General features: G+C 73.1%; 19 protein-coding genes. 12 read left to right on the top strand and 7 right to left on the bottom strand.

Annotated features, from left to right (window positions below; all coding sequences use genetic code 11):
* Positions 1 to 2 precede the first annotated feature (2 nt).
* The 3 genes from A6A06_RS09410 to A6A06_RS09400 all read right to left on the bottom strand — a co-directional run bounded on the left by A6A06_RS09410 (position 3) and on the right by A6A06_RS09400 (position 3,032).
* On the bottom strand, positions 3 to 575 hold the full coding sequence (locus tag A6A06_RS09410) for a hypothetical protein (protein ID WP_073760790.1): 573 nt from the start codon (positions 573 to 575) through the stop codon (positions 3 to 5).
* Positions 576 to 736: 161 nt separating this feature from the next.
* Entirely contained in the window at positions 737 to 1,864 is a 1,128-nt protein-coding gene (locus A6A06_RS09405) for a nucleotide disphospho-sugar-binding domain-containing protein (protein ID WP_073760752.1), read from the bottom strand.
* A gap of 31 nt (positions 1,865 to 1,895) precedes the next feature.
* The gene (locus A6A06_RS09400) at positions 1,896 to 3,032 is read right to left on the bottom strand and encodes a DegT/DnrJ/EryC1/StrS family aminotransferase (protein WP_073760751.1); all 1,137 of its coding nucleotides are present in this window, start codon (positions 3,030 to 3,032) and stop codon (positions 1,896 to 1,898) included.
* Between the two features lie 264 nt (positions 3,033 to 3,296).
* Between A6A06_RS09400 and A6A06_RS09395 the strand changes: the two genes are divergently transcribed.
* Positions 3,297 to 4,226, top strand: a complete 930-nt coding sequence (locus A6A06_RS09395) for a TauD/TfdA dioxygenase family protein (RefSeq protein WP_073760750.1) — start codon at positions 3,297 to 3,299, stop codon at positions 4,224 to 4,226.
* Positions 4,223 to 5,287 (top strand): L-tyrosine/L-tryptophan isonitrile synthase family protein, encoded by a 1,065-nt coding sequence (locus A6A06_RS09390; RefSeq protein ID WP_073760749.1) that lies wholly within the window; start codon positions 4,223 to 4,225, stop codon positions 5,285 to 5,287. The genes A6A06_RS09395 and A6A06_RS09390 overlap by 4 nt, the downstream gene beginning before the upstream one ends.
* Here A6A06_RS09390 and A6A06_RS40735 read toward each other — a convergent pair.
* Together A6A06_RS40735 and gabT are read right to left on the bottom strand one after the other, a co-directional pair.
* Complete coding sequence (locus A6A06_RS40735; RefSeq protein ID WP_199930781.1) at positions 5,251 to 6,015, bottom strand: phosphatase PAP2 family protein; 765 nt, start codon at positions 6,013 to 6,015, stop codon at positions 5,251 to 5,253. The genes A6A06_RS09390 and A6A06_RS40735 overlap by 37 nt on opposite strands.
* Before the next feature lie 391 nt (positions 6,016 to 6,406).
* Entirely contained in the window at positions 6,407 to 7,756 is a 1,350-nt protein-coding gene (gabT, locus tag A6A06_RS09380) for a 4-aminobutyrate--2-oxoglutarate transaminase (protein ID WP_073760748.1), read from the bottom strand.
* 243 nt (positions 7,757 to 7,999) lie between these two features.
* On the opposite strand from gabT, the gene A6A06_RS09375 reads away from it, so the two are divergent.
* Positions 8,000 to 10,144: an ATP-binding protein gene (locus A6A06_RS09375; protein ID WP_073760747.1), complete on the top strand. Its 2,145-nt coding sequence runs from the start codon at positions 8,000 to 8,002 to the stop codon at positions 10,142 to 10,144.
* Positions 10,145 to 10,156: 12 nt separating this feature from the next.
* Here A6A06_RS09375 and A6A06_RS09370 read toward each other — a convergent pair whose 3' ends face one another.
* Both A6A06_RS09370 and A6A06_RS09365 read right to left on the bottom strand, forming a co-directional pair.
* A complete protein-coding gene (locus tag A6A06_RS09370; protein ID WP_073760746.1) occupies positions 10,157 to 10,585 on the bottom strand; it encodes a PIN domain nuclease in 429 nt (142 codons plus the stop codon).
* Positions 10,582 to 10,794 (bottom strand): type II toxin-antitoxin system VapB family antitoxin, encoded by a 213-nt coding sequence (locus A6A06_RS09365; protein ID WP_073760745.1) that lies wholly within the window; start codon positions 10,792 to 10,794, stop codon positions 10,582 to 10,584. The genes A6A06_RS09370 and A6A06_RS09365 overlap by 4 nt, the downstream gene beginning before the upstream one ends.
* Positions 10,795 to 10,959: 165 nt before the next feature.
* On the opposite strand from A6A06_RS09365, the gene A6A06_RS09360 reads away from it, so the two are divergent.
* The 9 genes from A6A06_RS09360 to A6A06_RS09320 all read left to right on the top strand — a co-directional run bounded on the left by A6A06_RS09360 (position 10,960) and on the right by A6A06_RS09320 (position 23,889).
* Positions 10,960 to 12,624, top strand: a complete 1,665-nt coding sequence (locus A6A06_RS09360; RefSeq protein ID WP_073760744.1) for a PucR family transcriptional regulator — start codon at positions 10,960 to 10,962, stop codon at positions 12,622 to 12,624.
* 182 nt (positions 12,625 to 12,806) lie between these two features.
* Complete coding sequence (locus A6A06_RS09355) at positions 12,807 to 14,252, top strand: aldehyde dehydrogenase family protein (RefSeq protein ID WP_073760743.1); 1,446 nt, start codon at positions 12,807 to 12,809, stop codon at positions 14,250 to 14,252.
* A gap of 305 nt (positions 14,253 to 14,557) precedes the next feature.
* Positions 14,558 to 15,898 carry a sensor histidine kinase gene (locus A6A06_RS09350; protein WP_079193910.1) on the top strand — a complete coding sequence of 447 codons (1,341 nt, stop codon included), beginning with the start codon at positions 14,558 to 14,560 and terminating at the stop codon, positions 15,896 to 15,898.
* Positions 15,873 to 16,559, top strand: a complete 687-nt coding sequence (locus tag A6A06_RS09345) for a response regulator (RefSeq protein ID WP_199930780.1) — start codon at positions 15,873 to 15,875, stop codon at positions 16,557 to 16,559. The genes A6A06_RS09350 and A6A06_RS09345 overlap by 26 nt, the downstream gene beginning before the upstream one ends.
* A gap of 300 nt (positions 16,560 to 16,859) precedes the next feature.
* On the top strand, positions 16,860 to 18,779 hold the full coding sequence (locus tag A6A06_RS09340; protein WP_073760741.1) for an acyl-CoA dehydrogenase family protein: 1,920 nt from the start codon (positions 16,860 to 16,862) through the stop codon (positions 18,777 to 18,779).
* Positions 18,780 to 18,920: 141 nt separating this feature from the next.
* Positions 18,921 to 20,192: a 1-deoxy-D-xylulose-5-phosphate reductoisomerase gene (gene dxr, locus A6A06_RS09335; RefSeq protein ID WP_073760788.1), complete on the top strand. Its 1,272-nt coding sequence runs from the start codon at positions 18,921 to 18,923 to the stop codon at positions 20,190 to 20,192.
* Positions 20,189 to 21,490, top strand: a complete 1,302-nt coding sequence (locus A6A06_RS09330; RefSeq protein ID WP_073760740.1) for a M50 family metallopeptidase — start codon at positions 20,189 to 20,191, stop codon at positions 21,488 to 21,490. The genes dxr and A6A06_RS09330 overlap by 4 nt, the downstream gene beginning before the upstream one ends.
* 178 nt (positions 21,491 to 21,668) lie before the next feature.
* Positions 21,669 to 22,826 carry a flavodoxin-dependent (E)-4-hydroxy-3-methylbut-2-enyl-diphosphate synthase gene (ispG, locus tag A6A06_RS09325; protein ID WP_073760739.1) on the top strand — a complete coding sequence of 386 codons (1,158 nt, stop codon included), beginning with the start codon at positions 21,669 to 21,671 and terminating at the stop codon, positions 22,824 to 22,826.
* A 217-nt stretch (positions 22,827 to 23,043) separates the two neighbouring features.
* On the top strand, positions 23,044 to 23,889 hold the full coding sequence (locus A6A06_RS09320) for a GNAT family N-acetyltransferase (RefSeq protein ID WP_073760738.1): 846 nt from the start codon (positions 23,044 to 23,046) through the stop codon (positions 23,887 to 23,889).
* The last annotated feature ends 27 nt before the right edge of the window (positions 23,890 to 23,916 follow it).

The following is a 23,916-nucleotide window of genomic DNA, read 5'->3' as shown; positions in this document are numbered from 1 at the left end:
GCCTACGCCTGGTGGATCTTCCAGTCGGCCACGTCGGAGCTGCGGTTGAAGTAGGCGTTGGTGCACAGGTCGTACTTCCCGCCGGTGGCCGAGCTGTGGCCGTTGGTCTCCAGGAAGCCGCCGTTGTCGCCGTAGGTGTTCCACAGGAGGACCACGTCGCCCGCGCGGACGTTCCGGTCGGCCGGCGAGGAGCTGCGGGCGAAGATCCGCCAGCGGCCGGTGCCCGGGGCGCGGTCCCGGGACTGGGAGGTGGACACGTCGTACAGGGCTCCCGCGGTCTTCTGGGCGTCGGAGGCGTGGCCGTTGCTGTCGAGGTAGCCGCCGTCGCCGCCGTAGAGGTTGCGCAGGTGGACCAGGTCCCCGCTGACGACGGGCTGGCCGGACGCCTTGCCGGTGGCCGACTGGATCTCCCAGGTGCCGGTGCCCTTGCCGCGGGAGGGCGTGTCGGCGGTCGAGACCTGGTACTTGCCGCCCGAGGCGCTGCTGTGCCCGTTGGTGTCGAGGTAGCCGCCCTCCCAGCCGTTGTACCCGTTCTGCAGGTGGATCTGGTCGCCGTACTTGAGCTCGTTCGCCATGAGAATCCCCTCGGTGGACGATGCCGTGTGCGGTACCCGGACCGGGCCGTGGAGCCGGTGCCCGGCGTGCACGGTCATCCTGCCGACAATGTGCCCCTCGCCGACGGTGATGCGGGGACTTGTCCGGAACCCGCCCGGCGCGCCCGCGCTTCCCGCTCCTGTCAGGCCAGTTTCTCCAGGCGCGGCACGATGGCGGCGGGGGAGGGCAGGGCCGCCGTCTCGTCGCGGACCTCGGCCGCCGCGGCCTTCAGGCCCGGGTCCGCCAGCAGGCGGCGCAGCAGACCGGTGTCCACCGCGTCCGGGCTGCTGACCATGGCGACGCCCCGCCTGCGCAGGATCTCCGCCACCTCGAAGTCGTCGGCGCCGCCCGGCAGCACCAGGTGACGGACGCCCGCGCCGAGTCCGGCCAGGGTGGTGCCGTTGCCGCCGTGGTGGATCATCGCGGTGCAGGTCTCCAGGAGCGCGGTCAGCGGCAGCCAGCCCTCGGCCCGTACGTTGGCGGGCAGGCGGCCCAGTCCGGCGGGGTCGGCGTCGCCGAGCGCCAGGACGAAGTCGGCGTCCACCGCGCCGGCCGCCCGGACCACCGTACGCAGCTCGCCGACACCGCTGAGCTGCGGGCGCAGGGTGCCGAGGGTGACCGCGACCCGTGGCCGCGCCGGGCGTTCCAGCAGCCAGGGCGGCAGCACGGCGCCGGTGGTGTAGGGCAGGGCCCGCATCGGCCAGCCGCCCATGCCGTACGTGACGATGCTGGGCGGGCGGGTGTCGACCGTCGCCGCGGGCGGCAGCGGGCCGTCCAGGCCGTACCGCCGGTAGGCGTCCGCCAGCCACGGCCCGAAGCGGCTGCTGATCTGCCGGAAGTGGTGGCAGCTGATGGTGTGCTCGACGGCGGGCACCCCGAGCACGGCCGCCACTAGCGGCCCGGCGCCCTGGAGTTCGGTGTGGACGACGAGGTCGGGGCGCCACGACCGGGCGACCTCGACGGTCCGCTCCACGGTGGCCAGGGAGGTCTTGGCGAAGAGTTCGGCGGCCAGCGCCACGGCCGTCGGCGAGTCCGTACGGAACCGGTCGAAGGTCATGCCCCGCTCGGCCAGCAGCCGCCCGAAGATCTCCTCGGTGTCGGCGGCGGGGGAGGAGTCGAAGCCGTGCAGACCGGCACGCGCGACGTGTGCGCAGGAGGCGCCGGGGGTGGCGAACAGGACGTCGTGCCCCGCTGCGCGCAGCGCGTGCGCCAGCGCGACCGGCGGGAAGACGTGCCCTGCTCCGTGGGACGTGGTGACCAGGACGTGCATCGCTCCGCTCTCCTTCCTCGGAACCGGCCGGTCAGCCGGACGACTCGACGGCCTTGCGCAGCGCGGCGGCCACCGTGCGGACGTCGGCGTCGCTGAGCCCCGGGTGCAGCGGCAGGCACAGCGTCTCCTCGGCGGCCTGTTCCGCGCCCGGCAGGGCGGGACCGCCGGTCCCGTACGCGGGCACCTTGTGCAGCGGCGCGTAGCGGAAGGTCGTGTAGATGCCGTCGCGGAGGAGCGCGGCGGCCACGCCGTCGCGCAGCCGGGCCGCCATCTGCACCCAGTAGAAGAAGTACGAGGACTCGTGCCCGGCGGGCAGAGCGGGCGGCACCCGCACCGCGTCGCAGCCGGCCAGCTCCCGGTCGTACAGCTCGACGATCTCCTTGCGGCGGGCGAGGAAGGCGGGCAGCCGGTCCAGCTGGACGGCCCCGATCGCCGCGGTGAGGTCGTTGCCGATCTCCCGGCGGCCGGGCTCCGGCACGTCCAGCTCCCACCAGCGGTGCGAGACCCGCGCGTGGCCGAGCCCGGTCGGCTGCACCAGGCCGTGGTAGGCCAGCCGGCGCGCCCGTACGGCCAGTTCGGCGTCGCGTACGTGCAGCATCCCGCCGTCGCCGGTGGTCAGCACCTTGGCCGCGTCGAAACTCCACATCGCCAGGTCGCCGAAGGTGCCGGCCGCCTTGCCGTCGACGCGGGAGGCGACGGAACAGGCGCAGTCCTCGACCAGGGTGCGGCCCGCGGCGCGGCAGCGGGCGGCGATGCGGGCGATGTCGCCGGGGTAGCCGCCGTAGTGCAGCACCACGACCGCCTTCGTGCGGGACGTGACGGCGGCCTCGACGTCCTCGGCGGTCGGGTTCAGGGTCCGGGCGTCCACGTCGCAGAAGACCGGGCGGCCGCCGGCCCGTACGACCGCGTTGGCGGCGGCCACGAAGCTGGGCGACGGCAGCACCACCTCGTCGCCGGGCCGCAGACCGAGGAGTTCGGTGGCGAGGAAGAGGCCCGCCGTACCGGAGTTGAGGAACAGCACGTGCTCCGGCCGTGCCCCGATGTGGGCGGCGAAGGCGGCCTCGAAGGCGGTGCTGCGCGGTCCGTGGCCGAGCCAGCGGTCGGCGAACACCGCGGCCACGGAGGCCAGTTCGGCGTCACCGGCCTGCGGCTGGAAGAGATCGATCATGCCGGGTCCTCGCATCCTCGGGGGTGTTTCCCGGAGAGTCTGGTGCGGGCCGCGGGGGCGCAGAAGCGGGCGGCGCGGGACCGAACGGGCCACGGCCGGTTCGGGCCACCGGAGGTGTCTTTCGCGCACGCGGGGGGCGGCGGGAACGTCGTGGGTGTCAGCGAGATGTGGCCGCGACGTGGAAAGTTCTTGAAGTCTCAAGTACTGTCGCTGTCACCGCGCCCGGACCGACCGGTCCGGCGAGCCGCCTTCCGGAGAGGAACCATGACGTCCCAAGCCGTCCACGCGTCCGGTCCGACCACCGACGACGCCCCTGACGACACCCGGCCCTGGACGACCGCCGCCCCCGGCCCCTTCGGCGTCCTGATCACCGCGACCGAGCCCGGCACACCGGTCACCGCCGTCCCCGTGCCCTGGCTGCGCGACCTGACCCGCCGTCACCACCTCGTGGCCCTGCGGGGATTCACCGCCCCGGCCGACGCCCCGGCGCTCGACGCCTACGCGCGCACCTGGGGCGAGGTGATGGAGTGGCCGTTCGGCACGGTCTTCGACGTACGCGCCCACCAGGACCCCGAGGACCACGTCTTCGACACCGGCTTCATGCCACTGCACTGGGACGGCATGTACGTCGACTTCGTCCCCGAGTTCCAGGTCTTCCACTGCGTCGCGGCCCCCGGAGCGGCCGACGGCGGCGGCACGCTCTTCTGCGACACCACCCGCGTCCTCGCCGACGCCGACCCCGCGACCCTGGAACGCTGGCGCGGCCTGACCCTGCACTACCGCAACGCCAAGGTCTCCCACTACGGCGGACTCGTCGTCTCGCCCCTGATCGAACCGCACCCCGACGCCGGATTCCCGGTCATGCGGTTCCTCGAACCCGTGCCGGACGGCGAGCACATCATCAACCAGCCCGACGTGGGCATCGACGGGCTGGAGGGCGAGGCGGCCGCCGCCGAACTGGCCGCCATCCGCGACGCCGCGTACGACCCCCGGCACGTGTACGTCCACGCCTGGCAGCAGGACGACATCGTCATCGCCGACAACTACACCCTGCTGCACACCCGCGTGCCCTACCGCCGCGGACTGCCGCGCCACCTGCGCCGCGTCCACGTCCTGGGCGATCCCCCGCTCCCCAGCCATGTCCACGACCACCGGGGCACCACCGGGACCGACACCCAGCGGGGGACCGCATGACCGTGACGTATGAGCAGCCCGCCGAGCGCCACGAGCAGGGGGAGGACGAGGGGGACGCCGCGCACTTGGCCCGCACGGAGCAGTACTGCGCCCGGATCCTGGAACTGCTCCTGCCGCACCGCCGGCCCGTCGGCGCACCCGCGGACACACGGGCCGACGGCGGCGACGGCGCCGACAGAGCCGACGGCCACGCCCACGACAGCCACCCGCCCGAGCGGTGCTTCGCCGAACAGCTCGCCCAGATCCGCGCGTTCGTCGCCCGCCGCGAGCCGGTGCTGCTGACCCTGCCGGCCTTCCCCTGCAAGTCACCCAACCCCGCCAAGGTCGTCGGCCACCTGCCCGACCTCGGCGAACTGCTCTCGCTGCGCTTCCTGGACGACCTGTGCGCCGCGATCGGCGCGGTCTACCCGCCCGGCGCCCGGCTGCTGATCTGCTCGGACGGCCATGTCTTCGGCGACCTGATACGGGTCCCGGACGCGCACATCGACGCGTACGGCGAGGCGCTGCGCCACATGATCGACGCCAACGGCCTGCGGCACATCGACACCTTCGGCCTCGACCACGTCTACGAGAACCGCACCTACGACGAGAAGCGGGCGCGGCTGGAGGAGGACTTCGCGCAGAGCGTGGAGGAACTGCGGGCCGAGGTGCGGGCCGGCGGCCCGGCGCTCAGCCACTACCGCGGCACCATCCGCTTCCTGGTCGAGGACACCGCCGACTGGACCGGCTCCAAGGCCCAGTTGCAGCGCGAGTGCCGCGCCCGCGCGTACGGCGTCCTGCGGCGCAGCCGCGCGTGGGGCGAGCTGATAGCCCACCACTACCGGCGGACCGTACGGCTCTCCATCCACCCGCAGACCTGCGGTTCGGCGAAGTTCGGGATCGCGCTGCTGGAGGCGGCGGACAACTGGCTCACGCCCTGGCACGCCGTCGTCGTGCAGACCGGCATGGACCGCTTCCGGCTGATGAAGCGGCACGAGGCGGAGCGGGTGGGCATCCCGGCGGGCCCCAGCTGGCGCCCGAGCCACTACATCGCGTCGGAGCTGTTCGGCGCGGCGAACTGACCGTCCTGCGGGCGGTGCGGGCCGTCCTGCCTCCGGTACGGACGGTCCGCCCACCGCCCGCACACGGCCGCGCAGGCCGTGAGCAGCACCCCGGCCAGGCACCAACTGGCCAGCACGTCCAGCGGCCAGTGATAGCCGCGGCGCACCAGGCCGATGCCGACCGCGAGGTCGAGCAGCCCCACGGCGGCCGCGAGGCCGGCCGTCATCGGCCTGCGTGTTCGTGCCGGGCGGGCGGTCCAGGGCGCGGCGAGCAGCAGGGCCACCGCGCCGTACGCGACGGCCGCCGTCGCCCCGTGGCCCGAGGGGAAGAAACCGTCGTGTGCACCGCCCGCCATCTCCGGCGGGCCGGGCCGGGCCAGCCACCGCTTCAGGGGGACCACCAGCGCGGGCACCACGGCCATCGTCACCAGGGCGGCCGACGGCGGCAGCCACCAGCGCGGAGTGTCCGGCCGCTGGGGACCACCCGGCCGCTGGGGACCGTCCGGCTGTTGGGGACCGTCCGGCTGTTGGGGACCGTCCGGCTGTTGGGGGGCGTCCGGCCCCCGCGGCACGGCCGCCCGCCGTCCGCGCCAGGCCGCGTACAGCGCCGCGAGCGCCAGTACCGGCAGTGCGACGGCCGTATTGCCGAGGTCGGCGAAGAATTCCGCCAGGGCGGTGGGTACGGAGCTGTGCACGACCGCGCGGCCGAGGCGTTCGTCCAGCGCGCGCAGCGGACCGCCGGAGGCCACCTGCCAGGTGAGGACCGCGAAGAGCGCGGCGCACAGCAGGCCCGTCCACAGGAGGCGGTGGGGGAAGAAGGTCGGCCGCCTCGGAACAGGGGGGGTGGTTCCGAGGCGGCCGCGCTGACCGGAGCGCCGCGCGCCCCGGGGGGTTTGGGGCGGGCGGCCGTCCGATCGGTGAGGATTCCCGGGGCGCGGGGCCCCGGATGCGTGCACGAAGGCACGGCCTGGCCGGAGCTGGGGAAGCGCCGTCCGGGCGTCGCTCACAGTCTCCTGTGAGCGGGGTGTTTCTCTCATCTGCAGAAACCGTACGGCAGTGAGGCGGGACCGGACAGCCAGATCACCTGCCCACCATGGGCCCCGCACACATTCTTCACGACCTGCCGTCCCCTCCTTCGGTTCACACCGCCGCGAGCGCGCTCTCGATGATGTTCAGACCCTCGTTCAGCAGGTCCTCGCCGATGACCAGCGGCGGCAGGAAGCGCAGCACGTTGCCGTACGTACCGGTGGTCAGCACCAGCAGGCCCTCCTGGTGGCACGCCGCGGCCAGCGCGGCGGTCGCCTTCGGGTTCGGCTCCTTGGAACCGGGCTCCACGAGCTCGATGGCGATCATCGCGCCACGGCCGCGGACCTCACCGATGATGTCGTGCTTGTCCGCCATCGCCTGCAGGCGCGGCTTCATGATCTCGCCGATCCGCCGGGCCTTCGCGTTCAGGTCCAGCTCGCGCATGGTCTCGATGGAGCCGAGCGCCGCGGCGCAGGCGACCGGGTTGCCGCCGTAGGTGCCGCCCAGGCCACCCGCGTGCGCCGCGTCCATCATCTCGGCGCGGCCGGTGACGGCGGCCAGCGGCAGACCGCCCGCGATGCCCTTGGCGGTCGTGATCAGGTCCGGCACGATGTTCTCGTCCTCACACGCGAACCACTGGCCGGTACGGCAGAAGCCGGACTGGATCTCGTCCGCGACGAAGACGATGCCGTTCTCCTTCGCGAAGTCCGCGAGGGCGGGCAGGAAGCCCTTGGCCGGCTCGATGAAGCCGCCCTCACCGAGCACCGGCTCGATGATGATCGCGGCCACGTTCTCCGCGCCGATCTGCTTGGTGATCTGCGAGATGGCCTGGTCCGCGGCCTCCTTGGCGCAGTTCTCCGGGCCGGTCAGCCAGCGGTAGGGGTAGGCCAGCGGCACCCGGTAGACCTCGGGGGCGAACGGGCCGAAACCGTGCTTGTACGGCATGTTCTTCGCGGTCAGCGCCATCGTCAGGTTCGTCCGGCCATGGTAGCCGTGGTCGAAGACGACGACCGCCTGGCGCTTGGTGTACGCACGGGCGATCTTGACCGCGTTCTCGACGGCCTCCGCGCCGGAGTTGAACAGCGCCGACTTCTTCGCGTGGTCGCCCGGGGTCAGCTCGGCGAGCTGCTCGCAGACCTCCACGTACGGCTCGTACGGCGTGACCATCACACAGGTGTGGGTGAAGTCCGCGAGCTGCGCGGCGGCGCGGCGCACCACGGCCTCCGCGCTGTTGCCCACCGAGGTCACGGCGATGCCGGAACCGAAGTCGATGAAGGAGTTGCCGTCGACGTCCTCCAGGACGCCGCCGCCCGCGCGCTTGGCGAAGACGGGCAGTACCGCCCCTACGCCCCCGGCCACCGTGGCCTGCTTGCGGGCCCACAGCTCCTGGGACTTGGGGCCGGGGATCGCGGTGACGACGCGACGCTCCTGGGGGAGGGCGGGGCCTCCGGACAGTTCGGTCATGGCAGTCTCCTGGGGGTGGAACGGGTCGTACTGAAGGGGTTGTGCTCGCAGGCTAGGGGGAGGAGCGGGACGTCGGCATGTTCCGTTCGGGAGAAGTGCGCGTGTTGCGTTGTCCGCACCGGACATAGCGGCGCGCCACGGCCAGTAGATTGAGCGGCGGCGTACGCAGCGAACGGCAGGGCGCACGGGACGGACCGCATCCGTTCCGCGCCCGCACGTCTCAAGGGGGACGAGGGGCACCGGATGGACACCGAGGGCACGCAGCACGACGCACCGCACACCCGCACCGACCACCACGTACCCCGGCCCACGGCACCACCGGTCCCGTCCGCACCGCCGGCCCCGAAGATCCCGCCGGTGCCGCAGGCCCCGCCCGCCGCTGCCGGGGACGGCACGTTCCTGCGCTGGCTGCGCGCCCCCCGCCGGGCCGGCGCGCCCGGCATCTGGACGTACGGACACGTCCCCCGGCCCGCCGAGAACCCCGACCGGGTGCCCACCCGGCAGCTCGTCTCCGGCGCGCTGATCTCGTTCCTGTGCGGCTGGCTGCTGTGGTCGCTGCTCTGGAACGGCTATCTCGGCCCCTACTGGCTCTACCCGCTGCTGCTGCTCACGCCCGACTCCTGGCGCTCGGCCGGCGGCGACAAAATGATCTTCGTCTGGCTCACCTACCTCTACTACGCCCTCTTCGCGGCCCTCCTCGTCCTCGTCTTCGGCCGCCTCGGACGCTGGGCCGAACTGGGACGGCGCTGCCTCGGACCGGTGCTGCGCCGCGCCCGCGAGCGGGCCCCCGACGCCATACCGGAGCCGCAGGAGGACCGCGCCCAGTGGCCCGCACTGCGCGCGGGCGGCGCCCCCGACGCCGCCGACAAGCTCGCCGCCGAGACCCTCGCCGGCCGCCTGAACGACGTCGACGTGGCCCGCATCGAACGCGCCTGGCACTCGGTGCGCTCCGGCAGGAACTCCCTCGCCTCCTTCACCGACACCGTCCTGCGGCACGGCGCCGCCGCCTGCGCCCACCCCTCCGGCCTGCGCGACCTGCCCACCCGCGCCGCCCACCACGACCTGCTCGCCCACCAGGTACGCATCGGCACCGCCGCCGACCACCCGCGCAACCCCCACCAGCACCGCGGTACGGGCTTCGCCCTCGACCCGGCCCTGCTGGGCACCTCCCTCCTGGCCGTCGGCCCGCCCGGCTGCGGCAAGACCACCCGCGTGGTGCGGCCCGTCGTGGAAGCCATGTGCCTCCAGGCGCTGGCCGGGCGGAGCGCGGTGGTCGCCGTCTGCGCGGCCGGCTCCGCACCCGGCCCGGACGACGCGTTCGACGTGGTCGTACGGATCGGTGCCCCCGAACCGGACTGCGACCTCGACCTGTACGGCGGCACCACCGACCCCGACGAAGCGGCCGGCGTCCTCGCCGAGGCACTCGTCGGCGACCTGGCCGCCACCCTCCCCGGCGGCGACAGCCGGCGCGCCGCGACCGCGCTCGGCCAGCTGCTCGGACCGTTCCGCGCCGCACACGGCCGCTTCCCGTCCGTACCCGAACTGCGCGAACTCCTCGACGGCACGGCGACGGCCCTGGCCTCGCTGCGGACCGCGCTGAAGACCGCCGAGGCGCACACGCTGCTGCGCGAACTCGACGCCCGCGAACGGCAGTCCGGGCGCCCCGGCGACATCGGCGAACTCCTCGCCGACCGCGTCGCCCTCCTCGACCGCCCCGCCTTCGCGCCCTACTTCGACCCAGAAGGCGGCGACCGCCAGCTCTCGCTGCGCGCCCTCGACCACCCGCTGCGCGTCCGCATCGACCTGCCCGAACGCGGCCACGCGGAAGCGTCACGCATCCTGGCCCGGCTGGTGCTGGCCCAGTTCACCGAGTGCGCGGCCGCCCGCGGCGACCGCTCGCTCTTCGCCTGCCTGGTCCTCGACGACGCGGCGCACACCGTCACCGCCGAGTCGCTGCGCGGCCTGCAACGGCTGCGCGCCGCCAACGCGGGCGTCCTGATGACCCTGCGCTCCCTGGACGACGTCCCCGAAACGCTGCGCAGCGCGCTGCTGGGCGCGGTGGGCTGCCGGATGGCGTACGCGGGCGTGACGACCTGGGACGGGGCGCGCTTCGCCGAGGTGTGGGGCAAGGAGTGGGTCGAGACGCGCGACGTGACCGACCGGCAGATCATCGCGGAGGGCGCGGCGATGAAGGCGTTCCACATCTTCCGCCACCTGGTCACCGGCAAGGCGGCCACCGCCAAGGCCGTCACCGTCCGCACCGTCGAACGCGAACGCTGGTCCGCCTCCGACCTGGCCAACTCGGTCCCCCCGGGCCACGCGGTGCTGTCGGTGACGTCGGTACGGGGGGAGCACGCGCCGCCGGTGCTGGTGGATCTGCGGGGGTGAGGAGGCGGGCGGTCAGTCGTTGGACGTGGCGGGGCTCACGACCCGCTTCACGGGGAGTCCGGTGATCCGCGACACGGCTTCGTAGTCGCGGTCGTCGTGCAGCACGATGAGCCCTTCCCGCTCTGCTGTGGCCGCCACCAGCAGGTCGACGGCACCGGCGGAGCGGTGGAGCCCCGACTCGGTGAGTTGCTGCTGGAGTTTCTGTGCCCGCTCGAAGACCTGCTCGGGCATCGGCACCCAGGAGAACAGCTCACGCAGCAGTTCTTGCTTCTCCAGGCGATCAGCCAGCGACCGGGCGGAGTACAGGAACTCCAGTTCCACGACCGGGCACAGTGCGATGATCCCGTTGTTGATCTGCAGATGCCACCGTTCACGAAGTGGCTTGACGAGGATCCGGAACAGCGCGGAAGTGTCGATCAGGTAGAGGGCACTGCTGGTCACGGACGGTAGGCCGCCTTGTTGTTGATGAACTCGTCGAAGTCTCCGCGGTCGGCCATCTCACCGAGCCGCTCCAGGGCGCGGGCGCGGGCTATCCGCTGCGTCGCCTCACGCAGGGCGGTGTTGACCGTGTCCTTCTTCGTCTTCGTGCCGAAAACCTGGGCCGCCTGCTCCAGCGCCTCGTCGTCGATGTCCACCAGCATCTTGGTCATGCGATCACCTCCTGGATATATCAAGAATGTATCCAGGATATCCGCTGGCTTCAACCCACCCCCACCCCACCACTGAGGCAGAATCGGCAACGGCCGTTCATACGGGACGGCGAAGACGAAGCCCGCCGACAGCACGCCCGCCCGCCGACGCCCACCGAAGGTCCCATGCCGCACACGCTCGCCTCCCTGGCCCACCACTCCGCGCTCAAGCTGACGGTGCTCGCGGGCGCGGACCGGCTGGACACCCCCGTGCGCTGGGCGCACGCCAGCGAGCTGATCGACCCGGTGCCGTACATGGAAGGCGGCGAGCTGCTGCTCATCACCGCCCTCAAGCTGGACGCCGAGGACCCGCAGACGGCCCGCAGGTATGTGCGGCGGGTCGCGGGCGCCGGTGTCGTCGGGCTCGGCTTCGCGGTCGGCGTCAACTACGAGGACGTGCCGCCGGCGCTGGTCACCGCCGCCGCCGAAGAGGGGCTGCCGCTGCTGGGCGTGCCCCGCAGCACCCCGTTCATCGCCATCAGCAAGGCCGTCTCCGCCGCGGTCGCCGCCGACCAGTACCGCGCCGTGACCGAAGGCTTCGAGGCCCAGCGCGAGCTGACCCGGGCCGCCCTCGGCACCGAGGGCCCGGCCGAGCTGCTGGCCCGCCTCGCGGCGCACCTCAAGGGCTGGGCCGCGCTGTACGACGCGTCCGGCGCGGTGGTCGCGGCGGCCCCCGACTGGGCGGCCCGCCGCGCCGCCCGGCTCGGCGGCGACGTGGGACGGCTGCGCGAGCGCCCGGCCCCCGCCAGCTCCGTGGTCAGCGAGGCGGAGGGCGACGACCGTGTCGAGCTCCAGTCGCTGGGCACCGGCCGCCGCGCCCGCGGCGTCCTCGCGGTCGGTACGGGCGCGCCGCTCGGCACCGCCGAACGCTTCGCCGTGCACTCCGCCGTCGCCCTCCTGACCCTGACCACCGAGCGCTCCCGCGCCCTCCAGGAGGCCGAGCAGCGGCTCGGCGCCGCGGTGCTGCGGATGCTGCTGGCCGGTGAGCCGGACCACGCGCGGGCGGTCGCCGGCCGGCTGTACGGCGGGCTCCTGGACGCCCCCTTCCGGGTGGTGGTCGCCGAGCCGGTCGCCGCCGACGGCGCGGAACCCGGCGACGCGCCGCCCGCCCTGGACGCGCTCGCCGACGCCATGGAGTCGGCGGCGGCCCGCACCGGCGAGGCGGTGCTGGCCGTACCGGAGGGCGCCCGCCTGGTCGTGCTGGCCGCCGACGGCGGAGCCGCCGTCGAGGCGTGCGCCGAGCACACCGCCGTGGTCGAGGCCAGGTACGGCGGGCAGCAGGTGCCGCGCGGGCGCCCGGCGCGGCCCGGCCCGGGGCGGTCCGGCGAAGGGCTCGCCGTCGGCCTGTCCGCGCCGTCCGGGCCGCGGGACGCCGCACACGCCCACCGCCAGGCCGAACAGGCACTGTCCGTCGCCCGCCGCCGCGGCCGGGTGCTGGTCGAGCACGAGGACGTGGCGTCCGGATCGGTCCTGCCGCTGCTGGCCGACGACGCCGTACGGGCTTTCGCCGACGGCCTGTTGCGCGCCCTGCGCGAGCACGACGCCACCGGCCGCGGCGACCTCGTCGCCTCCCTGCGCGCCTGGCTGTCCCGGCACGGCCAGTGGGACGCGGCCGCCGCCGACCTGGGCGTGCACCGGCACACGCTGCGCTACCGGATGCGGCGGGTGGAGGAGATCCTCGGCCGCTCGCTGGACGATCCGGACGTACGGATGGAGCTGTGGCTCGCGCTGAAGACGACGGCGGCGGTGACGGAAGCGTACGGGGGCGGGTCCGCGGAGCAGCAGCCGTAGGCGGAGGCGGGAGCAGCGGCCCCGGGCACGCGCCGCGGCACCCCGTACGCCAATGCGGCGGGCCGCACCGTACGACTACTCCGTGCCGGACAAACGCCGCGGACACCCCCCGCCCCTACGGTGGACCCAGGCCCGCGAGGGCCGTCCGTACCACCCCCACTTCGGAAGGGCCGGGATCCTCTGTGACTTCCCCCACCGCCTTTTGGCTCGCCGGTCGCCAGGCCACCGGCGAGGACACCTTCGACGTCACCTCCCCCTGGGACGGCCGTCACGTCGGCACGGTGAGCGTTCCCACCGAGGCCCAGACCGAGGAGGCCGTCGCGGCCTCGGTCGCCGTGCAGGACGCGTTCGCCGCCACCCCGGCCCATGTGCGGGCCGCGGCGCTGGACCATGTGCAGCGGCGCCTGGTGGAGCGTACGGAGGAGATCGCCCGGCTCATCTCCGCCGAGAACGGCAAGCCCGTGAAGTGGGCCCGCGGCGAAGTCGGCCGTGCCGTGTCCGTCTTCCGGTTCGCGGCCGAGGAGGCCCGCCGCTTCAACGGCGGTGACGCGCAGCGCCTGGACACCGACGCGGGCGGCGCCGGACGGCTCGCCCTGACCCGCCGCTTCCCGCGCGGCACGGTCCTGGGCATCGCGCCCTTCAACTTCCCGCTCAACCTCTGCGCCCACAAGATCGCCCCGGCCATCGCGGCGGGTGTGCCGATCATCCTCAAGCCGGCCCCGGCCACCCCGCTGTCCGGTCTGATCCTCGGCGAGCTGCTGGCCGAGACCGACCTGCCGGCCGGCTCCTGGTCGATCCTGCCGGTGACCAACGACCGGATGCCGGCGCTGGTCCAGGACGAGCGGCTGCCGGTGATCTCCTTCACCGGTTCCGAGCAGGTCGGTTACGCGATCATGGACTCGGTGCCGCGCAAGCACTGCACCCTCGAACTGGGCGGCAACGGCGCGGCCGTGGTGCTCGCCGACTACGCCTCCGAGACGGACCTGGACTGGGCGGCGCAGCGCATCGCCACCTTCTCCAACTACCAGGGCGGCCAGTCCTGCATCTCCGTGCAGCGGGTGATCGCCGACGCGTCCGTCTACGACCGGCTGGTGCCGAAGATCGTGGCCGCCGTCAACGCGCAGGTCACCGGTGACCCGTCGGACGACGCGACCGAGGTCGGTCCGCTGGTCAGCGAGGACGCCGCCCGGCGCGTCGAGGCATGGGTCGACGAGGCCGTCGGAGCGGGCGCCAGGCTGCTCGCGGGCGGCAAGCGGGACGGCGCCTCCTACGCGCCGACCGTGCTGGAAAACGTGCCCGCCGGCGCGACCCTCGCCTGCGAGGAGGTCTTCGGGCCGGTCCTCACCCTGAAGAAGGTGGACGGCGAGGAGGCGGCGTTCGCGGCCGTCAACGACTCCAAGTACGGCCTCCAGGCGGGCGTGTTCACGCACGACGTGCAGACCGCCTTCCGGGCGCACCGCGCACTGGAGGTCGGCGGCGTGATCGTCGGCGACGTACCGTCCTACCGCGCGGACCAGATGCCGTACGGCGGCGCCAAGCAGTCCGGTGTCGGGCGCGAGGGCGTGCGCTTCGCGATGGACGACTACACGTACGAGCGGGTGCTCGTGCTGACCGGCCTGGACCTCTAGGCCCAAGCTGTAAAACCGGCCACGCCGGTCATGAGCAACGCGCTCCGGCACGCTGTCCCGGAGCGCGTTGCCTCCCCCGTTCCCCCGTGCGGCGGCGCCGTTCTCCCCCGTACCCCCGCACGTCTGGGGTGTTGTGCTGCGACCGTACGCGTCCGGCGCCCGCCGGGGCGTCCCGTCACGGGTGTAAAAGCGGGGGTGACTTCCGCGGTACTCCCGGTGCGGGCGTACGACTTCCGCGGTACGCGCGGGACCTCCTCCGGTTCGACGACCCGCCGTGCGCCCGGGGCTACGCTGCGGGCGTGCGCATGGGCGGGGTGGCCGGGGCGGTGCGACGGCGGGTGCGGAGGGTCCCGCCGCTGACCCTCGACGCGGCCGTGGCGGCCGGGTTCGCCACCGTCTCGCTGCTGCTCGGCCACGACAACGTACCCGCCGGGTGGGAGCGCCTGGACGGCCTCGGCTCCGCGCTGACCTGCCTGATCAACCTGCTGACCGCGGCCCGCAGGCAGGCGCCCGTCACCGTCTGCCTGGCCGTCCTCCTGCTGTGGTCCGGCTACATCGCGCTGGACTACTGGCCCGTCGTCAACAGCCTCGCCGGTCTGATGGCCCTCTACACCGTCGCCGCCCACCGCCCGCCGCGCGTCGCCGCGGGCTGCTCGGTCCTGCTGGCCGTGCTGTGGAACGTCGCCGGAACGACCGGCGACGAGAGTTCCTGGGCGACCACGCTCGGCCAGAGCGTCCTGTACCCGGTGATCCTGTGCTGGTTCGGCAACGTCGCCCGCACCTCCGCCGAGCGCAACCTCCGGCTCACCGAGATGGCCGGGCAACTGCGCCGCGAGCAGGAGGAGAACGCCCGGCGCGCGGTCGCCGAGGAGCGGGTGCGCATCGCCCGTGAACTGCACGACGTGGTCGCCCACCACATGTCCGTGATCTCCGTGCAGGCCGGACTGGCCGGATACGTCTTCGCCTCCGACCCGGGCACCGCCCGCCGCGCACTGACCACCATCGCCGGGACGAGCGCCGAGGCCCTGGAAGAGATGCGGCGGCTCCTCGCCGTACTGCGGGTCGACCCGCGGGAGATGACGGGCGGACCGGCCGCCGCGGACCGCGGGGAGACGGCCGGGCGCGCGGCGGCCGACGCCTACGAACCGGCGCCCGGCCTCGACCGGATCGACGAGGCCGTCGCACGGATACGGGCCGCGGGACCGACGGTCGCCCTGCGCACGACGGGGGAGCGGCGGCCGTACGCGCCGGGGCTGGAACAGTGCGCGTACCGCGTCGTCCAGGAAGCGCTGACCAACGCCCTCAAGCACGCGCGGACCGCCCGCGTCGAAGTGCGCGTCGACCACGGCGCCGACCGCCTCACGGTCGAAGTACGGGACGACGGCGGCACGGCCGGCGCACGCGCCGCGCACGCCCCGCCCTCCGGAGCGGCCGTTCCACCGGCGGCTTCCGGCCAAGTCTCCACCGGACACGGGTTGCTGGGGATGCGCGAGCGGGCCAGGATTTACGGGGGCAGCCTGCGGGCCGGTCCTCTTCCGGGCGGCGGCTTCCGGGTGCTGCTCACCCTGCCCGTCCACACCGCGGCGGGTCCGGCACCGCCGCGGAAAGGGACGACAGAGCATGATCAGGGTGCTGGTGGCCGATGACCAGGTCCTCATCCGGGCCGGCGTCGCCGCCCTGCTGCGGGCCGCGCCCGGCGTCGAGGTGGTCGGCGAGGCCCCGGACGGCGAGGAAGCGGTCCGGCTGGCCGCCGAGCACCGCCCCGACGTGATCCTCATGGACATCCGGATGCCCGGGGTCAGCGGCATCACGGCCACCGAGCGCATCCTGCGGGCCGCGGCCGGGTCCGGCGGACCGGCCCCGCGCATCGTGGTGCTCACCACCTTCGACCTCGACGAGTACGTGTACGCGGCGCTGCGCGCCGGTGCCAGCGGCTTCCTCCTGAAGGACACCCCGCCGCAGCGGCTGCTCTCGGCCATCGCCACCGTCGCGGGCGGCGACATGCTCTTCGCACCGAGCGTGACCCGCAGACTGGTCGAGGCGTACGCTCAGCGGCTGGACGAGCCCGCCCCCGAGGCGGCCGACGGGCCGGAGCCCCTCCAGGTGCTCACCGCCCGCGAGCTGGAGGTGCTGCGGCACACCGCCAAGGGACTGTCCAACCCCGAGATCGCGGCCCGGCTGGTCATCAGCGAGGCCACCGTGAAGACCCACCTGAACCGGACGATGGCCAAGCTGGGCCTGTGCAGCAGGGCCCAGGCCGTGGTGCTGGCGTACGAGACGGGGCTGGTCACGCCGGGCGCCCGCTGAAGGGTCCGAGGGGACGGGCACCCCGGTGGGCGGACGGCCGAAATCCGGACACCCGCGCCCACCCGTCCGCCCGCGTCCGTGCCGCGAAGTCTGGTGCAAGTCGAACGGAACGGGTAGAGACTCACAAGTAGCACTGACCGGTAGCCGGACGGCGGCGGGACGCCGTACGCCCGCCGGCCCGGCGCCGACCGGTACGGAACGCCGGATCCCGTGACCGGCCGGACGCACGGTCCCCGCAGACCGACGACCCACTCCGAGACCCCACTCCGAGACCCGACTCCGCGGCGAGGTGAGCCCCTCATGACCGCTCCATCCACCCGCAATGTGTCCGAGCGCGAGGCCCGGCAGGTCGCCGAGGCCGCCCGGGAACAGGACTGGCGCAAGCCCAGCTTCGCCAAGGAACTGTTCCTGGGCCGCTTCCGGCTCGACCTCATCCACCCGCACCCCACCCCCGCCGACGAGGACGCCCAGCGCGGCGAGGAGTTCCTCGCCAAGCTCCGCGACTTCTGCGAGACGAAGATCGACGGCGCCCGGATCGAGCGCGAGGCGCAGATCCCCGACGAGACCATCGACGGTCTCAAGGAGATCGGCGCGCTCGGCATGAAGATCGACACCAAGTACGGCGGCCTCGGCCTCACCCAGGTCTACTACAACAAGGCGCTCGCCCTCGTCGGCTCCGCCAACCCGGCCATCGGCGCGCTGCTCTCCGCCCATCAGTCCATCGGCGTACCGCAGCCGCTGAAACAGTTCGGCACCCAGGAGCAGAAAGACGTCTTCCTGCCGCGCTGCGCCCGTACGGACATCTCGGCGTTCCTGCTCACCGAGCCGGACGTGGGCTCCGACCCGGCCCGGCTGGCGACCTCGGCCGTGCCCGACGGCGAGGACTACGTCCTCGACGGCGTGAAGCTGTGGACCACCAACGGTGTCGTCGCCGACCTCCTGGTCGTCATGGCGCGCGTCCCGAAGAGCGAGGGCCACAAGGGCGGCATCACCGCCTTCGTCGTCGAGGCCGCCGCCGAAGGCGTCACCGTCGAGCACCGCAACGCCTTCATGGGCCTGCGCGGCATCGAGAACGGCGTCACCCGCTTCCACCGCGTACGGGTGCCCGCCGCCCACCGCATAGGGCCCGAGGGCGCCGGCCTGAAGATCGCGCTGACCACGCTCAACACCGGCCGCCTCTCGCTGCCCGCCATGTGCGTCGGCGCCGGCAAATGGTGTCTGAAGATCGCCCGCGAGTGGTCGGCGGCCCGCGAGCAGTGGGGCAAGCCGATCGCCCGGCACGAGGCCGTCGGGTCGAAGATCTCCTTCATCGCGGCCACCACCTTCGCCCTGGAGGCCGTCGTCGACCTCGCCTCGCAGATGGCCGACGAGGACCGCAACGACATCCGCATCGAGGCCGCGCTCGCCAAGCTGTACGGCTCCGAGATGGGCTGCCTGATGGCCGACGAACTCGTGCAGATCCGCGGCGGCCGCGGCTTCGAGACCGCCGCCTCACTGGCCGCCCGCGGCGAGCGCGCCGTGCCCGCCGAGCAGATCCTGCGCGACCTGCGCATCAACCGCATCTTCGAGGGCTCGACGGAGATCATGCACCTGCTGATCGCCCGCGAGGCGGTGGACGCGCACCTGTCCGTGGCCGGTGACCTCATCGACCCCGACACGTCCCTGGCCGACAAGGGCAGGGCCGCCGCCAAGGCCGGCACGTTCTACGCCCGGTGGCTGCCCAAGCTGGTCGCAGGACCCGGCCAGCTGCCGAACACGTACGCGGAATTCGGCGACCTCGCCGGGCACCTGCGGTACGTGGAGCGCGCCGCCCGCAAGCTGGCCAGGTCCACCTTCTACGCCATGTCGCGCTGGCAGGGCCGGATGGAGACCAAGCAGGGCTTCCTCGGCCGGATCGTCGACATCGGCGCCGAACTCTTCGCCATGAGCGCCGCCGTCGTACGCGCCGAGCACCTGCGCGCCACCGACGACCACGGCCGCGAGGCGCACCAGCTCGCCGACGCGTTCTGCCGGCAGGCCCGCATCCGCGTCGACGAACTCTTCGGCCGGCTGTGGACCAACACCGACGACCTGGACCGCAAGGTCGTCTCCGGCGTGCTGACCGGTACCTACACCTGGCTGGAGGAAGGCGTCGTGGACCCGAGCGGCGACGGCCCGTGGATCGCCGACGCGACGCCCGGACCGGCGACGAAGGAGAACGTCCACCGGCCGATCCGCTGACCGCCGCGGGGGCGGCCCCGCCCGCCCCCGCCACGCCGCGCCGACGGCGACAGCGTCCGGTTCCCTGTCCGTACCGTCCCACGCGTCACCGACAGTCCCCTGCGGCTCACGGCGCCGCCCGGACCGGCAACAATGGTCTCCATGACGGACACCCTCGCTGACCCGCATCTGCGCTTCACGCCCGCCCCGCTCCCCGGCAACGGCGCCGGGCCGCGTGACATCGTGATCCTCGGCTCGACCGGCTCCATCGGCACCCAGGCCATCGACCTGGTGCTGCGCCACCCCGACCGCTTCCGCGTGACCGCGCTGTCCGCGGCCGGCGGCCGGGTGGCGCTGCTGGCCGAGCAGGCGCACCGGCTGCGGGTCCATGCGGTGGCGGTGGCCCGCGAGGACGTGGTGCCGGCCCTGCGCGAGGAGCTGGCCGGCCGCTACGGGGCGGGGGAGCCGCTGCCGGAGATCCTGGCCGGACCCGACGCGGCCACCGACCTCGCCGCCTCGCCCTGCCACACCGTCCTCAACGGCATCACCGGCTCCATCGGCCTCGCGCCCACCCTCGCCGCCCTGGACGCGGGCCGCGCGCTGGCGCTCGCCAACAAGGAGTCACTGATCGTCGGCGGCCCGCTGGTGAAGGCCGCGGCGCGCCCCGGCCAGATCATCCCCGTCGACTCCGAGCACTCCGCCCTCTTCCAGGGCCTGCTGGGCGGCACCCGCCAGGAGGTGCGCAAGCTGGTCGTCACCGCCTCCGGCGGGCCGTTCCGCGGCCGTACCAAGGAGCAGCTGGCGGCCGTCACGCCGGAGCAGGCGCTCGCGCACCCCACCTGGGCGATGGGCCCGGTCATCACCATCAACTCCGCGACCCTGGTCAACAAGGGCCTGGAGGTCATCGAGGCGCATCTGCTGTACGACGTGCCGTTCGAGCGCATCGAGGTCGTCGTCCATCCGCAGTCCTACATCCACTCGATGGTGGAGTTCACGGACGGCTCCACCCTGGCCCAGGCCAGCCCGCCGGACATGCGGATGCCGATCGCGCTGGGCATCGGCTGGCCCGACCGGGTGCCGGACGCGGCCCCCGGCGTCGACTGGACCAGGGCCCACCAGTGGGAGTTCCTGCCCCTGGACACCGAGGCGTTCCCGTCCGTGCCGCTGGCCTGCCATGTCGGCGATCTGGGCGGCACCGCGCCCGCCGTTTTCAACGCGGCCAACGAGGAATGCGTCGACGCGTTCTTGCAGGGCGGGCTGCCGTTCACAGGAATTGTCGATACGGTCGCCGAGGTGGTCGCGGAGCACGGTGAGCCCGCCCGGGGAACCTCCCTGACGGTCGCGGACGTCTTGCAGGCGGAAACCTGGGCGCGCGCCCGCGCCCGTGAGCTGGCCGCCCGTGCGGCCCGTACGACATCGGAGGCTCGCGCATGACGACCTGGATGACCATTCTGGGCATAGTCGTCTTCGTCGTCGGCCTGCTCTTCTCGATCGCCTGGCACGAGCTGGGGCACCTGTCCACCGCCAAGCTGTTCGGCATCCGGGTGCCGCAGTACATGGTGGGCTTCGGGCCGACGCTCTTCTCGCGCCGCAAGGGCGACACCGAGTACGGCATCAAGGCCATACCGCTCGGCGGCTACATCCGCATGATCGGCATGTTCCCGCCGGGGGAGGACGGCGCCCTGCAGGCCCGCTCCACCTCTCCCTGGCGCGGCATGATCGAGGACGCCCGTTCGGCGGCCTTCGAGGAGCTGCAGCCGGGAGACGACAAGCGGCTGTTCTATACGCGCAAGCCCTGGAAGCGCGTCATCGTGATGTTCGCCGGGCCGTTCATGAACCTGGTCCTCGCGGTCGTGATCTTCATGAGCGTGCTGATGGGCTTCGGCATCAACACCCAGACCACCCAGGTCAGCTCGGTCTCGGACTGCGTCATCGCGGCCTCCGCCAAGACCGACAAGTGCACCGCGGGCGCCAAGGACTCCCCGGCCAAGGCCGCCGGCCTGCGCGCCGGCGACAAGATCGTCGACTTCGACGGCAAGCCCGTACCGGACTGGAGCGCCCTCCAGCAGAGCATCCGGGACACCACCGGCCCCGCGACGATCACCATCGAGCGGGACGGCAAGCGGCAGCAGCTGCACGCCGACCTCATCGAGAACAAGGTCGCCAAGACCGACGGCCACGGCGCGTACGTGCCCGACGAGTACGTCACCGCGGGCTTCCTCGGCTTCACCCCGGCCACCGGCGTCGTCCCGCAGACCTTCGGCCAGTCCGTGGACCGCATGGGCAGCATGGTCGAGCAGGGCTTCCAGTCGCTGGTCAACCTGCCCGCCAAGGTCCCGGACCTGTGGAACGCCGCCTTCAACGGCGGCGAGCGCAAGCAGGACTCCCCGATGGGCGTGGTCGGCGCGGCCCGGGTCGGCGGCGAGGTCTTCTCGCTGAACATCCCGCCGGAGCAGCGGGTGGCGACCATGCTCTTCCTGGTCGCCGGCTTCAACCTGTCCCTGTTCCTGTTCAACATGCTCCCGCTGCTGCCCCTGGACGGGGGCCACATCGCGGGTGCCCTGTGGGAGTCGGTCCGCCGGGCCTTCGCCCGCGTCTTCCGGCGACCCGACCCCGGCCCCTTCGACGTGGCCAAGCTGATGCCGGTCGCCTATGTCGTCGCCGGGATCTTCATCTGCTTCACGCTGCTGGTGCTGGTGGCGGACGTGGTGAATCCGGTGAAGCTGACATAGGTACCGGGGCGCTGCCCGTCCCACCAGCAGCGCAAACCGCGCACATGGGTGCTCCTCCTGCCTCCGACGGGGGGCAGGAGGGGATCGATGTGCCCACGGCGACCCTCGTGCCGTAATCTCGAAGGCCGGAGCCCGCCGATCTCGGGACCTAGATCCACACCTTGGGGTTGCTCGCCAGATGACTGCCATTTCACTGGGAATGCCGGACGTACCGACCAAGCTGGCCGACCGCCGGGTCAGCCGCAAGATCCAGGTCGGTCCGGTCGCCGTGGGCGGAGACGCACCGGTCTCGGTGCAGTCGATGACGACCACGCGTACCTCCGACATCGGAGCCACGCTCCAGCAGATCGCCGAGCTGACCGCCTCCGGATGCCAGATCGTCCGGGTCGCCTGCCCGACCCAGGACGACGCCGACGCCCTGCCGGTCATCGCCCGCAAGTCGCAGATTCCGGTCATCGCCGACATCCACTTCCAGCCGAAGTACGTGTTCGCCGCGATCGACGCCGGCTGCGCCGCGGTCCGGGTCAACCCGGGCAACATCAAGCAGTTCGACGACAAGGTCAAGGAGATCGCCAAGGCGGCCAACGACGCCGGCACTCCCATCCGGATCGGCGTGAACGCCGGCTCCCTCGACCGCCGCCTGCTCCAGAAGTACGGCAAGGCCACCCCCGAGGCGCTCGTCGAGTCCGCCCTGTGGGAGGCGTCGCTCTTCGAGGAGCACGGCTTCCGGGACATCAAGATCTCGGTCAAGCACAACGACCCGGTCGTCATGGTCAACGCGTACCGCCAGCTCGCCGCGCAGAGCGACTACCCGCTGCACCTCGGCGTCACCGAGGCGGGCCCGGCCTTCCAGGGCACCATCAAGTCGGCGGTGGCCTTCGGCGCGCTGCTGAGCGAGGGCATCGGCGACACCATCCGCGTGTCGCTGTCCGCGCCGCCCGCCGAGGAGGTCAAGGTCGGCCTCCAGATCCTGGAGTCGCTGAACCTGCGCCCGCGCCGCCTGGAGATCGTCTCCTGCCCGTCCTGCGGCCGCGCCCAGGTGGACGTGTACAAGCTGGCCGACGAGGTCACCGCGGGCCTGGAGGGCATGGAGGTGCCGCTGCGCGTCGCGGTCATGGGCTGCGTCGTCAACGGCCCCGGCGAGGCCCGCGAGGCCGACCTCGGCGTGGCCTCCGGCAACGGCAAGGGCCAGATCTTCGTCAAGGGCGAGGTCATCAAGACCGTGCCCGAGTCGAAGATCGTCGAGACGCTCATCGAAGAGGCCATGAAGATCGCCGAGCAGATGGAGAAGGACGGCGTGGCGTCCGGCGAGCCCACGATCGCCGTCGCCGGCTGACACCTCCGTACCGCCCCGCACAGCCTCCGTAGCGCCCTGGCGCCCCGCGCGCCCCACGAGCCCCGCCGCCGGACCACACCGGTGGCGGGGCTCGTGCGTAATCCGGGCCAGGAGCGGTACCCGCAGCGGATCCGCTGCTCCGCCGCCGGGGAGGTAAAGTGCCAGGACCTGCTATCGCCTGGCCTCCCAGGCCCGTAAAGGTGAGGCTTTCCGAGACGTGCTGACGACCACGACCACCAAGGTTCTGGAGCCCGGGGAGCTCGACGACGCGCTGGCGGTGCTCGACCGCGACCCGGTCGCCAACGCCTTCGTCGCCGCCCGCGTCCAGGTCGCCGGGCTGGACCCCTGGCGGCTCGGCGGCGAGATGTGGGGCTGGTACACGGGCGGCCGGCTCCGGTCGCTGTGCTATGCGGGCGCCAACCTCGTCCCCGTCTGCGCCACCCCCGAAGCGGTACGCGGCTTCGCCGAGCGCGCCCGCCGCCAGGGGCGGCGCTGCTCCTCCATCGTCGGCCCGGCCGGTCCGACCGCCGAGCTGTGGTCCCTGCTGGAGCCCGCCTGGGGCCCGGCCCGCGAGGTACGCGCCCACCAGCCGCTGATGGTCACGTCCTCCCTCGCCACCGAGGTCGAGCCCGACCCGTACGTACGGCGCATCGGCAAGCACGAGATGGACCTGATCATGCCCGCGTGCGTGGCGATGTTCACCGAGGAGGTCGGCATCTCGCCGCTGGCCGGCGACGGCGGGCTGCTCTACCAGGCACGCGTCGCCGAGCTGGTCGGCGCCGGCCGGTCCTTCGCCCGCATCGACGACGGCAAGGTCGTCTTCAAGGCCGAGATCGGCGCCGCCACGCAGCGGGCCTGCCAGATCCAGGGCGTCTGGGTCGCCCCCGAATACCGCGGCAAGGGCCTCTCCGAGACCGGCATGGCCGCCGTGCTGCGGCACGCGCTCACCGAGGTCTCGCCCGTCGCCTCGCTGTACGTGAACGACTTCAACACGGCGGCGCGGGCCGCGTACCGGCGGGTGGGGTTCGAGGAGACCGGCGCCTTCATGAGCGTGCTCTTCTGAAACACGGCGGCAGACCGCGGCGCCGCC

Source organism: Streptomyces sp. CB02923 (assembly GCF_001905005.1).
Lineage (GTDB): Bacteria > Actinomycetota > Actinomycetes > Streptomycetales > Streptomycetaceae > Streptomyces.
The sequence above is the reverse complement of the archived record's forward strand: the minus strand, read 5'-3'. Positions and strand labels throughout refer to the sequence as shown.